The organism is Pseudoalteromonas sp. 0303 (assembly GCF_013349995.1).
Classification (GTDB): domain Bacteria; phylum Pseudomonadota; class Gammaproteobacteria; order Enterobacterales; family Alteromonadaceae; genus Pseudoalteromonas.
Genome location: NZ_JABVXF010000025.1, coordinates 17053 through 33609 on the forward strand (window position 1 = coordinate 17053; position 16557 = coordinate 33609).

Genomic DNA, 16557 nt, shown 5'->3' on the forward strand with positions numbered 1-16557 from the left:
ATTATTCCTTTTTATACAAAATTATGGATGCTGCTTTAACGATAAATCGGCACTGATCTGCTCAACTGTTTGGTTATCCAGAATATACCTTTTCATTATTAAAGCGACAAGCATACTACCTATTGCTGGGTAAAGGGTAAACGAAATTAAGATACCTGAAAGCGTGTGTTCACTGAGTTCGGTGTTAGCTTCATAGCCATAAAATGCCAGTAACCAACCTGCAATGGCACCGCCAAGGGCAAGACCAAGCTTTATAAAGAAGACCACGCTTGCGTAGACTAAGCCTGTTAGTCTCTCACCAGTTTTCCACTGCCCGTAATCTATGGTGTCGGCCATTTTTGCCCACAGTAGCGGGGTTGCCATTTGCGTGAAGAAACACCATAAAAAATACACCGCAAAGGCAAGTATCAGCTGTTCGCCCGGCAACCAAAATGCCACGCAACTAATAGCTGCAGAGATATATTGCAAACGAATATAGGCGGTTTTCTTATCAACGCGTTTGCTGAGTGGGTTTGCACAGGCACAGCCCAAAATATTACCTATCATGCCGATGGTAACAAAGTAGGTGACTAGCTCTGCTTCACCAAGTACATATTTTACATAGTAAATGGCAAGGGTGGTGCGCAGTACCATACTGGTTAACAACATAAATGCGGCAAAGCACAACACTTTAAATGGACCATTTTGCCATAGTGTGTTCATGCGGGTTTTCCAGTTCAACGATGAGCTGTTATGAGCTGTAACACGCTCTTTGGTAAAGCGAAAACAAATCAAAAATAAGATCACACCAAAGCCACTCATTAAAGCCATAGTGAGTTGGTAGCCGGTAGCGTTATCACCTTTGCCAAGCCAGTTTACCAAAGGCAAAGTACAGGCACTGACAATTAAGCCGCCCAGCATACCAAACACAAATCGATAAGATTGAATTGATACTCGCTCTTTCGGGTCGCCACTTAATACCCCACCTAACGCTGAGTAAGGAATATTAATCGCGGTATAAACCAGCATTAGCAAAGTATAAGTGACAAAGGCATAAATCACTTTGCCTGACTCTGGTAGGTCTGGTGTGGTGAAGGTGATCATGCTAATCACCCCAAATGGTATAGCAAGCCAAAGTAAATAGGGGCGATAGCTTCCCCATTTTGTGCGGGTTGAATCAGTTAAAGCTCCCATTAATGGGTCGGTAATTGCATCAACGATTCTCACCACCAAAAACAAGGTGCCAACAATAGCGGGTGAAATACCAAAGATATCAGTATAGAAAAAAGTTAAAAATAACATCACCGTTTGAAAGATGATATTACTTGCTGTATCGCCTAATCCGTAGGCTATTTTTTCTCTTTTTGTCAGCATGTGTGTTCTCGATTGTTGTTATTTTTATCGCTGTTTGAGTAGCGCGCGATATTGTTTTGCGCTTTCTTTTAAAATGCGTTGTTGGCTTTGATAATCAATATAAACTAACCCAAAGCGCTTTTCGTAGCCATACGCCCATTCAAAGTTGTCCATTAAGCTCCATGCAAAGTAGCCTTGAATATCAACGCCTTGGCGAATTGCATCACACACTGCATTTAAATGAGTATGATAATAATCTACCCGCTCGATGTCGTTCACTTCACCGTTTTCTAGTGTGTCGGCCATGGCTGCGCCATTTTCGGTAATATACATTTTTGGCAAATCATATTGCTGATGAAGTGATACCAAAAGTTCAGTTAAACCTTGTGGGTAAACTTCCCAGCCCATATCGGTAACACGAATATCTGTAAGGTTTGCTTCTTCAAACCAGTTATCAGCGGTATTTCTGTAGTGTATGCGGGTATAGTAGTTAACGCCAATAAAGTCGACAGCTTGGCTAATAACCGCCATATCGCCAGCAATAATAGCTGGCTTAACTGCATCAGCTAAATCATCCAGTAAAGATGGGTAAGCACCTTCTAAAACCGCTTTGATATACCATTGATTATGGTATTGATCAGCAAGCTCAGCGGCTTTTTTATCATCGGCGGTTAAAGGGTAGGTCGGGCTGAAGTTTAATACGATACCCGCTTCTGTATCCGGGCAGTTTTTACGTAATACTTGCATTGCAAGACCGTGGGCAAGCAGTAAGTGGTGCGCAGCTTGTCGGCCAGCTTGTTGCGATTTAATGCCAGGTGCATGTACACCCACTTCATAACCTAAGTAGGCACTACAAAATGGCTCGTTCAAGGTGGCGAATGAATCAACTAAGTGACCAAGGTGTTGAGTAACAAGTTCGGCATAGTCTTTAAATTTATAGGCTGTCTCGCGATTTAACCAACCGCCATTATCTTCAAGGTATTGGGGTAAATCCCAGTGATATAAGGTGACGTAGGTCTTAATATTACGTGCTTTTAACGCCGATAATAGCTGAACATAAAACGCCATACCTTGCTCGTTAACCGAGCTATCTTGTTGCATGACTCTCGGCCACGAAATAGATAAGCGGTAAGCATCGACAGCCAAATCTGCAATCATCTCGATATCTTGCTGCCAGCGTGCAACATGATCACAAGCTACATCGCCATGGCTGTTATCTGCAATGGTGCCATGCTTTTCGCAAAATGTATCCCAAATACAATCGAGGCGCTTATCGCGTGCCCCTTCAATCTGAAATGAGGCTGTTGCCACCCCAAAAGTGAATTCGGGCTTGAGCAAAGCCGAATCTGGTAACAGTGAGATTGATTTATACACAGTTAATACTCGTCCTTTGGGTTAGTGTAAGGCTTGAATATTTAGAGCTTTGACTCGGCTGTAAGCGCTTACATTTTTTCTGCAAATAAATTGCTAAATATGATTTATATGTTATAAATGTAAGCGCTTACATTTAATGTTGCAACATTTTTCGCTATTTGTTGTTAGTGATTAAGTACCAGAGTTTGCTGTAACAAACTGATAAATATAATTAACTAGAGAAGAAAATTATGGCTCATGTATCAACTCCTGTTTCGGCTGCAGCAGGCCAAGCAGATATGCCAAAGCAGCATTTTGCGCTGGCATCATTGACCACATTATTTTTTATGTGGGGATTCATCACTTGTCTTAATGACATATTAATCCCTTACTTAAAAGGCATGTTTTCACTTAACTATACGCAGGCTATGCTCATACAGTTTTGCTTCTTTGGTGCGTATTTTGTGATGTCGATTCCGGCAGGCAAGTTGGTCAGTCGTATTGGTTACCAGTTTGGTATTGTTGTTGGCTTAGTGGTTGCAGCCATTGGTTGTGCGCTGTTTTACCCAGCTGCGGTTGCTCATGTGTATGAGTTATTCTTACTGGCCTTGTTTGTACTGGCCTCGGGCATCACTATTTTACAAGTATCTGCCAACCCTTATGTAAGTGTTCTTGGTCCACAAAAAACAGCGTCTTCGCGTTTGACTATGACACAAGCGTTTAATTCTTTAGGAACAACAGTCGCGCCAATTTTTGGTGGTTGGTTAATTCTATCTGAAATTAGCCAAGCAACGGCAGAAGAAGTGAAACTCCCTTATTTAATGTTATCGTTAAGCTTATTGGTACTTGCGGTTATCTTTGCATTTTTAAAACTGCCAAAACTAGGTAAAGAAAGTGATAGCGAAGCGGCACATCAAGACTTAGAAGACTTTGTTGATTTAGGCAGTGTTTGGCGTTACCGCCACCTTATTTTAGGTGCTGTAGGTATCTTTGTGTATGTAGGCGCAGAGGTAGCGATTGGCAGCTTCTTAGTAGGCTTTTTGACCCTAGATAACATTGCTGGTTTACCTGAAAATGAAGCAGCGCATTATATTAGCTACTATTTTGCAGGTGCTATGGTTGGCCGTTTCATTGGTGCTGCTGTAATGCAAAAGTTTAATGCCGGTAAGGTACTGGCGTGCCACGGCTTATTAGCAGTACTGCTGGTTGTTATTGCCATGACAGGTGAGGGAAGCCTTGCTATGTGGGCAATTTTACTTGTGGGGTTATGTAACTCTATTATGTTCCCAACCATTTTCAGCCTTGCTCTACATGGCCTTGGTAAGTATACATCAAAAGGCTCAGGCATTTTATGTTTAGCGATTGTAGGTGGTGCGATTATTCCATTACTACAAGGTGTGTTAGCAGATTCTATTGGCGTGCAAATGGCGTTGTTTTTACCTATCGCATGTTATTTATACATTACTTACTTTGCGCTGGTTGGCTCAAAAGTATCGACTCAGACTCAGCAATCTTCATAGGTGTAAAAATGAAATTGAAAAAAACATTCACACTCTTCTCGTTAATGATGGCAGGCGCCAGCATGACAGCTTGCACTGGGCAAGATAAGGTGGCAAACGTGAGCGCTGAGCAAGAAATTTGGCCAAACATCGAAACGGGCATTGCTGCAAATCCAGAAATGGAAGCAAAAATTGCGAAAATGCTGGCAAATATGACCCTTGAGCAAAAAATTGCGCAAATGATCCAGCCAGAAATTCGCGATATTACCGTTGAAGATATGCGCAAATACGGCTTTGGTTCTTACCTTAATGGCGGTGGTGCATTCCCAAATAATGATAAACATGCCAGTGCCGCAGATTGGATTGATCTTGCTGAAAAAATGTATCAAGCCTCAATTGATGACTCGCTTGATGGCAGCTCAATTCCGACTATGTGGGGCACCGATGCCGTGCATGGTCACAATAATGTTATTGGTGCGACACTATTCCCTCATAACATTGGTTTAGGTGCAACAAACAACCCTGAGTTAATCGAAAAAATTGCCGCCGCTACCGCGCAAGAAGTGATGGTAACAGGCATCGATTGGGTATTCGCGCCAACAGTCGCAGTTGTTCGTGACGACCGTTGGGGCCGTACTTATGAAGGTTATTCTGAAGATCCTGAAATTGTGAAAGCATATTCAGCAGCCATTGTTAAAGGGTTGCAAGGTGCGGTTGATGACGACTTTTTATCAGATAAGCGCGTGATCAGTACCGTTAAACACTTTTTAGGTGATGGCGGTACCGAAGGCGGTGATGACCAAGGTAATAACACAGCATCTGAGCAAGAGTTATTTGATATTCATGCGCAAGGGTATGTGGGCGGCTTAGGTGCTGGCGCACAAACTGTAATGGCGTCATTTAATAGCTGGAATGGTGAAAAAATTCACGGTAGCAAATACCTACTTACTGACGTACTAAAAGGCAAAATGGGCTTTGATGGTTTTGTAGTTGGTGATTGGAACGGTCACGGCCAAATTCCAGGTTGTACTAATGGCAACTGTGCACAAGCAGCAAATGCTGGTCTTGATGTGTACATGGTGCCAACAGATGCATGGAAACCTCTTTACGAAAACCTTATCAAACAAGTTAAAAGTGGCGAAATTGCGCAAAGTCGCATCGATGATGCTGTAACACGTATTTTACGTGTGAAAATGCGCGCAGGTTTGTTTGATAAGCCAAGCCCTGCTAAGCGTCCGCTTTCAGGTAAAACAGAGATCATTGGCAGTGCGGAGCATCGCGCAGTTGCAAAGCAGGCAGTGCGTGAATCACTGGTTCTTCTGAAAAATAAACAACAATTGTTACCGCTCGCACCAAGCTCAAACGTATTAGTTGCCGGTCAGGGCGCTGATAACATTGGTATGCAGTCAGGTGGTTGGACAATCACATGGCAGGGTACAGGTAACGAGAATAGCGACTTCCCGGGTGGTTCTTCAATTTTTGATGGCATCAAAAATACGGTTGAGCAAGCCGGTGGTCAGGTTCAATACAATATAAATGGCGAATTTGAAGCTAAGCCAGATGTTGCGATTGTTGTATTTGGTGAGCAACCGTATGCAGAAGGTAATGGTGATTTAGATAACCTTGAATACCAACGCGGTAATAAAACTGATTTAGCCTTACTTAAAAAGCTAAAAGATGCCGGTATTCCTGTGGTGTCGCTATTTATTAGTGGCCGCCCAATGTGGGTGAATGCAGAGCTCAATGCCAGTGATGCCTTTGTCGCAACTTGGTTACCAGGTAGTGAAGGTGATGCAATCAGCGATGTTATCTTTAAAAAGCAAGATGGTTCTATCAATCATGACTTTAAAGGTAAGTTATCGTTCTCATGGCCAAACAACCCTGTAGGTAACCAAAACCGTGGCGATAAAGATTACGCGCCACTGCTGCCTTATGGCTTTGGTTTAACTTACCAAGATAAAAACACATTAGCAGATGACTTAAGCGAAAAATCACAAGTCGCCGCTAAATTAGAAGACTTAGTACTATTTGAGCGCGCCGTAAAAGCACCATGGTCACTGCAACTACAAAGTGGTTCTGAGCTCCAAGCCATGACTAGTAGTCGTGCAGCACTTAACGCTGTTAGCGTAAAAACCTTTGATAAAGACGTGCAAGAAGATGCGCGTGCAATCACCTTTAACGGTAAAGAAGAAGCTGCGGTTCGTTTAATGGCGGCGTTCCCGTCGGATCTTCGTTCATACGTTGAAAAAGCGGGGCAGTTAGAAATGCAAATTAAGGTAGACCAAGCTGCTGATGCGCCGCTGATGCTGGGTATGCAATGTGGTGAAAACTGTGACGGTCAATTTGATATTAGCAAACAGGTTAAAGCAGCAAGTGATTGGCAAACCCTGACAATCGATTTGAGCTGCTTTGCTGAGCAAGGTGTGCAACTTGGACAAGTGTTCTCACCTTGGCAGCTAGCCACTGAAGGTGCATGGCAGGTATCGATTGCTAAATTGAATGTGACAACCTCGAAGAAAAACGATACTGCTATTTCTTGCAACTAACTTTTTTCTCCCTTAATGTTCCTCATGGCTAACAGTTGCTGTCGCATCTGTTAGCCTTTTTTATGTAAAGCCATTATTTGGTATAAATTACTTAACGGAGGAATAATGCATAAGGTTAGATTTGCAGATAAAACGTTTTTACCTAGTAAAATCATTTGTGTTGGCCGCAATTATGCAGCGCATATTGCAGAGCTTAACAACGAAACGCCTACAAATATGGTGCTGTTTGCAAAACCAAATAGTGCGATCACCGATTCCCTCAATAGTGAACACTTAGGTGAGACTTTACATTACGAAACAGAGCTTTGTTTTTTAGTTAAAAATAAGCAACTGGCTGCGGTTGGGCTTGGGCTTGATTTAACCAAGCGAGACCTACAAAGCACGCTTAAAGAAAAAGGCCTCCCCTGGGAGCGCGCAAAAGCATTTAATGGTTCAGCGCTTTTTACTGAGTTTGTTGCTGTTAATTCCAACTTACATTATCAATTTAGTCTAAAGATTGATGATAAAGACACTCAACTAGGCGATACAAAGTTAATGCTGCATAACGCAGAGCAAATCTTAGCTGAAATCATTGAATTTATGGACTTAGAAGATGGCGACATCATTATGACAGGCACGCCTGAAGGTGTAGGGAAGGTTGTCGCTAATTCAACCTTTGTGGTAACACTTATGGATGGTCAGCAGGCGTTGCTATCTCATCAGTGGCAGGCTCTTTAAGCGGTTCTATAATGTAGCGCTGATAATATGTTGAAAACTCAGGAAAGCTTTGTTCGAGCCAAACTCGTTGACTTTGCTGATATCTCTCGCTTGGCAATACCTTGTTTTTCAGTGCCTCATTAATTTCTGTAAGCACTTTTTCGGCATAATTATTAGGTGCATTCGTTGAGCAACCAATGGCGCCAAAAACCACATTCTGAGCCGGATTAACAATGTTGAGTTTTTGAATATTCTGTTGGTTTTGTTGATTGTAATAATCAGCAACAAATGGGTAATCAATCGTGTAATCAATGTAGCCATGTTCTAACTGCGATAGTAGCGCTTGGTTTGCATGGCTGCCAGTGCCACTTAATGCTGCACTTTCATAAAGCTTGGTATTTTTCGCTATAGTATCAAGCTTACTGCCAAACTTTCGCGCATCATTTTGCCCAAACATAAAATTTGCATCAGTCAATAATGAGATTAATGACACTGGGTTACCGTGTTTTTGCTTAATTTTTAGTGCTTTTTCTTTGGTACTTAATACACTAAAGGGTGGGTACACTGTGGTTGGGATTGAGTAAGTAGCACGGTTGGTTTTTTTATCACGATGGATCATGCAGGCATAGCAGGCAAGATGTCCTTCGTCGAGATATTTGCTCAAACGTTTTGGTGGTAATAGTGATTTTTGGTGCTTAAAGTTTGGCATCGCTTCAATCAGCTGGTCGGTTATATTGTTACATAAGCCACCAAAAGGATATTGCTCTGATTTATCAAGAAAAAAAGGTTTGTTATCAGTTTCAAGCCAGGTAATAGAGAGCTTGTCGGAGGCATGAGTGATGGGAGCAAGTAATACCCCTGCAACTACGCATACTACTTGTTTTATGTATTTACTCATTAACAACCTACATAGTGAAACACTATGAATAACTATACACTAAAGTATGGGTAAAGTTGTAGGTAGAGTATAAAAATGATGAATAAGTATTAATAAGCCTGTCAGGTAACAGGCTTATACTAATGCAAATAATTGCTTAGAAAGGCATAGGATAGCGGGTAAATACATCAGCGATTTTATCGTTAGCTTCATCGCTTAATTGCACCGAGAAAGCATCGATATTTTCTTTTAACTGCGCCATTGATGTTGCACCTATAATCGTTGAGCTTACGCCATCCACTTGATCACACCAAGCCAATGCAAGTTGTGAAGGAGTTAAATTAAAGGCGTTAGCAATTTCAACATATTCAGCAATCGCAGCCCGTGATTGTGCTGTGTCTCTAAATAAGCCATTACGTTGCACTAGCGTCCAACGACTACCTTCAGGGCGAGCACCATTTAAGTACTTACCACTTAGCATGCCGCCACCTAGTGGTGACCAAGGTAGGTAAGCAATATCTTCATGAATACATTGTTCAATTAAATACGGCCAATCTTTGGCGTGCAATAAACTAAATTCGTTTTGAATCGATACCATGCGCGGAAGGTTATGCTGCTCACTTAAGCGTAAGTACTGGCTGATGCCCCAAGGTGTATCGTCTGATAAACCACAGTGCTTAATTTTACCAGCCTTGATACAGTCATTCAGCCCTTCAAGAATATCTAACATACCCGCGATATTTTGTTCAGTGTCAGCCTCTGAGAAGCACACTTTACCTGGCCATTGTTTACCAAAGTGCGGTGATGTACGGTTTGGCCAATGTAATTGGTATAAATCGATAACCTCAGTTTGTAAGCGTTTAAGAGATGCATCAACGGCTTCAACAATGGCTTGGCGAGTAATATCGCCTGCATCGCGTACCCAAGGTAAGCCGTTACCCGCAATTTTAGTGGCAATGACAAGATCATCGCGTTTGTCTTTATTACGCGCTAACCAATTACCAATGATCTCTTCTGTTTTACCGTAGGTGTCTGGAGAAGGTGGTACGGCATACATTTCGGCGGTATCAATAAAGTTAACGCCTTTATCTAATGCATAGGCGATTTGTTCATCGGCATCGGCTTGGTTGTTTTGCATACCCCATGTCATGCTACCTAAGCAAACACGAGATACATCAATACCACTTCGACCAAGTGGGCTATAAAGCATAATAGATCCTTGTTAATCGCTAGAATGGGCTTTAAGTGCAGTTAATAACTTATCATTTAACTGCGCTTTTTTACCCGTTTTAAAATTAAACATAACCACCTGTGATGAGCCAATGGTTGTTACTGCGTCTTGGCTTTCACTAAATACAGTGTAATGCATCATAAAACGATCTTGTTCAATGTCACTAATCTTTACACCAACATGCACAGTATCAGGAAATGTCACCGGGCGTTTATAGCGGGCGTTGTTTTCGCTGATCACCGGACCTACACCTGTTACTTGTAAATCTTTAAGAAAGCCGAGTTGAGTAAAAAAATCGATACGGGCTGTTTCAAAGTAGCGAAAATACACCACATTATTGACGTGCTGCAGGGCATCCATTTCGCCCCATGCAACATTAATTTTTGTTCTGATAGGGTGTTGTTCTATAAACGACTGCATAGTAAATCTTCGTTGATTGTGAGAAATCTTAGGTTAGCAATATGCTGCTTTTAGCTCAAGGAAATTAGAAAACTCAGTAGATTGTGCTAGATTTATAAGTTCACGCTTACGTAAAGTGTGAGCAAAATGAACACACATTAAAGGACCTTAATTATGCAGCAACTAACCTTGAGGGTGATAAAGTGGATTGCACTTTTCATCTTGCTAGCTCTAGCTTTGCTCTGTTATAGCATGGGCACAATGTCAGGATTTATCGCTTTAATTGTCGTGGGCTTGTTATTAGAAGCCGCGTTTTGGTTATTTGGTTCACGGCTTATTAGCCGTAAAAAACCAAACCAACAAACAAGCCAAACCTCTTAGCTTGCACTCTCAGGAAGTTTAAATATAATAACTGTATATATAAACAGTTGTTGTATTCCTGATGAAAAAATTCATTCACATCGATATGGACTGCTTTTATGCAGCCGTTGAGATGCGTGATAACCCCGCGCTTGCCAATGTGCCACTGGCTATAGGTGGTAATAGTCGTCGCGGGGTGCTTTCAACTGCTAATTATATTGCCCGTAAATATGGTGTGCGCTCGGCGATGTCGAACTATCACGCCAAACAACTGTGCCCCGATCTGGTTATCGTGCCCGGACGAATGCAGGTTTATAAAGAAATCTCCACGCAAATTCGCGCCATTTTTGCAAAGTACACCGACCTTATTGAGCCGTTATCGTTAGATGAAGCCTACCTTGATGTAACCGACAGTACTGCGTGCAAAGGCAGTGCAACACTCATGGCTCAGCAAATCCGCCAAGAAATCTATGACACCACCGGACTAACGGCCTCAGCGGGCGTCGCGCCAATTAAGTTTATTGCCAAAATTGCCAGCGATGAAAACAAGCCTAATGGTCAGTTTGTGGTATTGCCCGATCAAGTTGATGACTTTTTGGCGAGTTTACCGCTTGGTAAAATCCCTGGCGTAGGCAAGGTGACATTAGAAAAACTGCAACTTAAAGGGCTTTACACAGGGGCTGATGTGCGCGCGAAAGGGGTTAATTGGATGCAGCAGCACATTGGTAATTTTGGCGTGTCTTTATATCAAAAGTGTGCAGGCGAGTACGTTGGCAAAGTGTCAACTGAGCGAGTACGAAAGTCGCTCAGTGTTGAGCACACCTATGAATACAACAAAAATAATTTAGATGAGTGTCTAAGTCAGTTACCCCGCTTGATGGATGAATTAACTCGTCGTCTTGATAAACAACAATTAAACAACCGCATCAATAAGTTATCGGTGAAGGTCAAGTTTGCCAATTTTGTCGTGACCAGTGCCGATCAAAGCCACCATCAATTAGACGAACGCATTTTTGCTGAGTTAATGAGTAAAGCTTATGAGCGAGGTAACAACCAGCCAGTACGCCTGTTAGGAATAGGTGTCGGAATAAAGAGTCAGGCTCACGAGCATTTTCAGCTGAGTATATTAGACTAAAGGTTAACACCTTGGTGCTTGAAAGTTTGTTAGTGTCTAGTTGGGGTGCTAGGCCTGCCTAGTTCAACACCTTAGACAACATTATAACTTAATAAGAGAGATGACTATGCAATCGGTCGTAATCGTGCTGCTCGGAATAGTCGGTATGTTGTTCGGATGGTTCTTTTATTCGAAATTCATCGCCGAAAAAATATTTAAAATGGATGATAATTTTGTCACACCAGCTCATGAACTTGAGGATGGTGTGGATTATGTGCCAACTAACAAAGTTGTGTTATGGGGCCACCATTTCACCTCTGTCGCAGGTGCTGCGCCAATTGTTGGCCCTGCCATTGCCGTATACTGGGGCTGGGTGCCTGCGGTACTGTGGGTAGTATTTGGTACTATCTTTTTTGCTGGTGTTCACGACATGGGCGCTCTATGGGCCAGTGCGCGTAACAAAGGCAAATCAATGGGCGCTTTATCTGAAAGCGTAATTGGTAAACGCACCCGTGCATTATTTATGATTGTGGTGTTCTTAGTACTACTGATGGTGAATGCGGTATTTGGTGTGGTGATTGCCAAGTCATTTGTATCGCAACCCAACGCGGTATTCCCAGCTTGGTCAGCGATTGTCGTGGCCTTAGTTATTGGTCAGTTGCTACGCCGTAAAGTGTCGTTAATTCCGCTTTGTTTAATTGGTGTGGGAATTCTTTATTACACCATTTACCTTGGTAGTGGCATGCCGATTTCATTACCTGATGAAATGTTTGGCTTAAGTGCGAATGCGAACTGGATCATCATCTTATTTATCTATGCAGCCATTGCTTCATTATTGCCAGTATGGATGCTTTTACAGCCACGCGACTTCATTAACGGTATGCAGTTATTGGTTGGTTTAGTATTACTATATGGTGCGGTTTTTGTGTCAATGCCGGATATCACAGCGCCTGCGTTTAATACTCAAACGGCGGTTGATACACCAAGTATTATTCCATTGCTATTTGTGACCATAGCTTGTGGTGCGGTATCGGGTTTCCACGGTATTGTGTCTTCAGGTACCAGCTCTAAGCAGTTGAACAAAGAAACCGATGGTCGCTTTGTGGGTTACTTAGGTGCAGTAGGCGAAGGTATGCTTGCGCTTATTACACTAGTTGCAGTAAGTGGTGTTGCACTTGCAGTATCACCTGAAGAATGGCACGAAATTTACAGTCACTTAGGCGCCGGTAGTGTGAGTGCCTTTATTAATGGTGGCGCAAACTTAATTGAAAGTGGTTGGGGTATCTCGCAAGAGGTGGCATCAACTTTACTTGCCGTAATGGTGGTCTTGTTTGCGGGGACTACGATGGACTCTGGCGTGCGCCTGCAGCGTTATATCATTCAAGAGTGGGGTGATATTTATAATATCAGCATCATTCGTAATGGTATTGTAGCTACACTCATTGCAGTACTTAGCTGTTTACTGCTTGCTTTTGGTGCTGGTGGCGCTGACGGTAGCGGCGGTATGATCATTTGGCCATTATTCGGTTCGACTAACCAGATCTTAGCCAGCTTAACCCTACTGGTTATCTCGGTAATGCTTATTAAAGCGAATCGCCCGGCTAAATACACCTTGATCCCAATGAGCTTTGTACTAGTTATGGCGTTCTTTGCTGGGGTTATTAAACTGGGCGAGTACTACCAACAAGGTAACTGGTTACTAGTGACACTTGATTTGTTAGTACTGGTTGTGAGCGTACTGGTTATGCTTGAAGCTTGGTCTGTAATTGTTAAGCATCGTAAAGACTCAGCACACATTACAGAGCAGTAAACTTAGCTTGCCAGCCATATCGTAAGCTGTCTTACTTGGCTGGCAATAGCGCTCTAAATCAATGATAATAAGGTCCTATGTTTCTAACAGCAGGACCTTTTTTATGGCATACCCTCATGCAGTTGCAGCCCCGCAATTAGCGGATGCAAATCACGATGCATTGATTATTATCGGTGATGATTTTTCTTCTTTAGCAGATGCAAGCTTAAGCCAAGCTATTAGCGCTCAACAAGCTGTAGACGCACGTATTGGCAAACAAGTGACATTACTTGTTATTGACTCTAAACGCGTTATTTTAGCGCCTACAGGCCCTCTAAATCGTGATTATGATGATGTACGTCGTTACTTTGATGCAGCGAAGCAAGGTGTACTAGAGGCGAAAGCATCGGGTAGCACTCAGCCTGCAATTTTACTTGCTAACGTAAATCAAGATAGCCGTTACAAGCATGCCCTTGAAGTGGCTTATTTAGGTGCTTGCCAAGCGCTTTGGCAACCACTTGAGGCACGTGAGTTTCACGGCCAAGCGATTGAACCAATTAGCCAAATTAGCCTAGTGGGTGCAGACGAGACAATGAGCAAAGCGCTTAATGCTATTGCTGCAGGTCAATATGCTGCACGTGATTTATGTGGTACAGAACCTGAGCGTATGGCACCACCACGTTTTGCTGATTACTGCGTTGAGTTATTTGCTGATAGTAAGGTGTCTGTTGAAGTGATTTCAGATATCAACACTATCGATAAAGATTACCCAATGATGAGCACCGTAGCGCGCGCATCTTACGCTGTTGAGCGTCATCACCCACGTGTTGTAAAACTAGAATACGTGCCTGAAGGCGACGTTGAGCGTACCTTAATGTTTGTTGGTAAAGGTTTAGTTTACGATACCGGTGGTGCAGACCTTAAAGTGGGTGGCTTTATGGCAGGTATGAGCCGCGATAAAGGCGGTGCAGCTTCGGTTGCTGGCTTTATGAAATCAGTGGCTGACTTTGCACCAAAAGGCGTAAAAGTGATTGCTTACTTAGCCGTAGTTCGTAACTCAATTGGTTCTGATTGTTTTGTTCCTGATGAAATCATTACCAGCCGTGAAGGTGTGCGTGTTCGTATCGGTAACACAGATGCTGAAGGCCGTTTAGCAATGGGTGACCTATTAAGCGAAATGAAAGATCGTGCTTTAAACGAAGTAAATCCAGAGCTATTCACTGTTGCAACACTAACAGGCCACGCAGCTCGTGCGATGGGTCCTTACAGTGCGTATGTTGAAAATGGTCCAGCTCGCGCAGCGAAAATTTCACGCCAAATTGCTGACTTAGGCGATTTATGGGCAGATGGCGCCGAAGTATCTCGTAGCCGCCGTGAAGATTATGACTTTATTCGTCCTCGCACGTTAGCTGACGATGTATTATCAAGTAACAATGCCGCTTCTGCAGTGACAGCTCGTGGTCACCAGTTCCCAATGGCATTCTTAGCGATTGTTGGTGGTTTAGATAAACATGGGACTGAATCTGCAAAGCCATTACCGTATGTTCATATGGACATCGCAGGTAGCGGCGTAGAAGGCGGTGATTGGCAACATGGTAAGCCTACCGCAGCAACAGTAAGCAGCTTATTCGCTCGTTATTGTTTATAAGCTAAAAGCTATAAGTTTTTAGTTTTAAAAGCCCCGCACTGCAGTGCGGGGCTTTTTTTGGTGTTAGTCGAGCTTGAAGCGGTTAACGACATCACTTAACGCTTGTGAGCTTTGCTTTAAGTTTTCACTGGCGTTCGAGAGTCCTTCGGTATTCGACAATGATTGTTCGGTTGATTGTGAAAGCTCATTAATCCGTAAATTAACCTCATCTGCGGCGCTGGTTTGTTGCTCGGTAGCGCGGGCGATTTGGCTGTTCATATCTTTAATAATAGAGACAAGTCGCTCAATCTCACTCAATGAACTATTTGCTTCACCTGCTTGTGAAACCGTTTCAGTTGATAACTGTTGGCTTGCCGAAACTGCATCAACAGCAGCTTGTGCGCCTGTTTGTAGTTTACTGATCATGGCTTGAATTTCATCAGTACTTTTACCTGTGCGACTTGCTAATGTACGCACTTCGTCAGCCACTACGGCAAAGCCTCGACCTTGTTCACCAGCACGGGCCGCTTCAATGGCAGCATTGAGAGCCAGTAAGTTGGTTTGCTCAGCAATACTTCGGATAACATCAAGTACTGAGCCAATGTTGTTACTCTCTGCAGCAAGATCCGCCGTTACCTTACTCACTTGTTCAATATTATGCGACAGGGTTTCAATGGCGGTGATAGTCTTGTTAAGAACCTGCTTGCCCGCTTCAGCATTTTGCGCTGCTTCATTAGCGGCATGTTCAGCTTGGTCGGCATTTTGACTAACATCGTGAATTTGATGAGTCATTTGTTCCATTGCGGTTGCTACTTGAGTTGAGCTATCGTTTTGTAGCTCAATAAAGGAGTGATTGGTTTTACTGGCATCATCAACGCTATGGGCAAACTGATTTACTTGCTCGGCATTGTGGGCAACATGTTTCAGTGACTCACGCATTTTTGCGGTGTACAAGTTAAAGTAGCGCGACAAACGAGACACTTCGTCATTGCCATTTTCATCAAGCTTTTGGGTCAAATCGCCTTCACCTTGCGAGATGTCTTTCATCATGTCGGCGGCAAGTTGGGTCGGGCGAAGAATACTATTAGCAATTAGGTAGCTTAGCGCAACCAGTAGGGCAATGATCACCACTGCGGTGATAATGACATGAGTACGAAGCGAAGAGAATGCCTCTTCAATGGTATCAATGTAGACACCAGAGCCTACAATCCATTGCCATTTATCAAAACCTTTTACGTAGGCAATTTTATCAACCGGCTTATCTTTACCTGGCTTTGGCCACTTGTAGGGAATAAAGCCTTCACCTTGTTTTTTGACGATATTAACCATATCGACAAATAACAACACGCCATCTGGATCTTTACTGCCCGCTAGCGATTTACCATTTAATTCGGGCTTAAATGGGTGCATGACCATCACGGGTTGATAGTCGTTGATCCAAAAGTAATTGCTGTTGTCATAACGTAGTGCAGAAATTGTTTCGAGGGCTGCTTGTTTGGCTTGTTGCTCACTCATCTTACCTTGCTCAAACAATTCATAGTTATGCTCAATAATAGAGTAAGCAGACTCAACAAGGTTTTGGGTTTTTATGTATTGCTCTTGCTTTAGCGAGCTGTATTGCTGCGTTAAACTCGAGACGCTCAAAAATATCAGCCCTATCACGACCACACTCACTAACATGGCGAGGCGCTGAAAAATTGTAAAACGGCGTAAATTCATGTGTATTCCTTCGTC

Annotated in this window: 13 protein-coding genes; 7 read left to right on the forward strand and 6 right to left on the reverse strand. The window is 42.9% G+C overall.

The features are described from left to right. Positions 1 to 21: 21 nt before the first annotated feature. Positions 22 to 1353: a glycoside-pentoside-hexuronide (GPH):cation symporter gene (locus HUS62_RS15600; protein WP_175080250.1), complete on the reverse strand. Its 1332-nt coding sequence runs from the start codon at positions 1351 to 1353 to the stop codon at positions 22 to 24. Between the two features lie 24 nt (positions 1354 to 1377). Continuing rightward, positions 1378 to 2706, reverse strand: a complete 1329-nt coding sequence (locus tag HUS62_RS15605) for a GH1 family beta-glucosidase (RefSeq protein ID WP_175080251.1) — start codon at positions 2704 to 2706, stop codon at positions 1378 to 1380. Between the two features lie 230 nt (positions 2707 to 2936). Between HUS62_RS15605 and HUS62_RS15610 the strand changes: the two genes are divergently transcribed. The 3 genes from HUS62_RS15610 to HUS62_RS15620 all read left to right on the forward strand — a co-directional run bounded on the left by HUS62_RS15610 (position 2937) and on the right by HUS62_RS15620 (position 7447). Next, entirely contained in the window at positions 2937 to 4205 is a 1269-nt protein-coding gene (locus tag HUS62_RS15610; RefSeq protein ID WP_175080252.1) for a sugar MFS transporter, read from the forward strand. A gap of 8 nt (positions 4206 to 4213) precedes the next feature. Beyond that, positions 4214 to 6730: an exo 1,3/1,4-beta-D-glucan glucohydrolase gene (locus HUS62_RS15615; protein ID WP_175080254.1), complete on the forward strand. Its 2517-nt coding sequence runs from the start codon at positions 4214 to 4216 to the stop codon at positions 6728 to 6730. A 105-nt stretch (positions 6731 to 6835) separates the two neighbouring features. After that, entirely contained in the window at positions 6836 to 7447 is a 612-nt protein-coding gene (locus HUS62_RS15620) for a fumarylacetoacetate hydrolase family protein (RefSeq protein WP_175080255.1), read from the forward strand. Here the strand turns inward: HUS62_RS15620 and HUS62_RS15625 are convergent. The 3 genes from HUS62_RS15625 to HUS62_RS15635 all read right to left on the reverse strand — a co-directional run bounded on the left by HUS62_RS15625 (position 7398) and on the right by HUS62_RS15635 (position 9954). Further along, the gene (locus HUS62_RS15625) at positions 7398 to 8324 is read right to left on the reverse strand and encodes an ABC transporter substrate-binding protein (RefSeq protein ID WP_175080257.1); all 927 of its coding nucleotides are present in this window, start codon (positions 8322 to 8324) and stop codon (positions 7398 to 7400) included. The genes HUS62_RS15620 and HUS62_RS15625 overlap by 50 nt on opposite strands. 136 nt (positions 8325 to 8460) lie before the next feature. Beyond that, positions 8461 to 9513: an aldo/keto reductase gene (locus HUS62_RS15630; RefSeq protein ID WP_175080259.1), complete on the reverse strand. Its 1053-nt coding sequence runs from the start codon at positions 9511 to 9513 to the stop codon at positions 8461 to 8463. A 12-nt stretch (positions 9514 to 9525) separates the two neighbouring features. Beyond that, positions 9526 to 9954 (reverse strand): thioesterase family protein, encoded by a 429-nt coding sequence (locus HUS62_RS15635; RefSeq protein WP_175080260.1) that lies wholly within the window; start codon positions 9952 to 9954, stop codon positions 9526 to 9528. A 153-nt stretch (positions 9955 to 10107) separates the two neighbouring features. Here HUS62_RS15635 and HUS62_RS15640 point away from each other — a divergent pair, with 153 nt between their 5' ends. The 4 genes from HUS62_RS15640 (at position 10108) to HUS62_RS15655 (ending at position 14844) form a co-directional block, all read left to right on the forward strand. Next, positions 10108 to 10314: a hypothetical protein gene (locus tag HUS62_RS15640; protein ID WP_054562678.1), complete on the forward strand. Its 207-nt coding sequence runs from the start codon at positions 10108 to 10110 to the stop codon at positions 10312 to 10314. Between the two features lie 61 nt (positions 10315 to 10375). Next, positions 10376 to 11428: a DNA polymerase IV gene (gene dinB, locus HUS62_RS15645; protein WP_054552593.1), complete on the forward strand. Its 1053-nt coding sequence runs from the start codon at positions 10376 to 10378 to the stop codon at positions 11426 to 11428. A 106-nt stretch (positions 11429 to 11534) separates the two neighbouring features. Further along, the gene (locus HUS62_RS15650) at positions 11535 to 13217 is read left to right on the forward strand and encodes a carbon starvation protein A (RefSeq protein ID WP_063529047.1); all 1683 of its coding nucleotides are present in this window, start codon (positions 11535 to 11537) and stop codon (positions 13215 to 13217) included. A gap of 103 nt (positions 13218 to 13320) precedes the next feature. Then, positions 13321 to 14844: a leucyl aminopeptidase family protein gene (locus HUS62_RS15655; protein ID WP_175080262.1), complete on the forward strand. Its 1524-nt coding sequence runs from the start codon at positions 13321 to 13323 to the stop codon at positions 14842 to 14844. Between the two features lie 63 nt (positions 14845 to 14907). Here HUS62_RS15655 and HUS62_RS15660 read toward each other — a convergent pair whose 3' ends face one another. Then, entirely contained in the window at positions 14908 to 16542 is a 1635-nt protein-coding gene (locus HUS62_RS15660) for a methyl-accepting chemotaxis protein (protein ID WP_175080263.1), read from the reverse strand. Between the last annotated feature and the right edge of the window lie 15 nt (positions 16543 to 16557).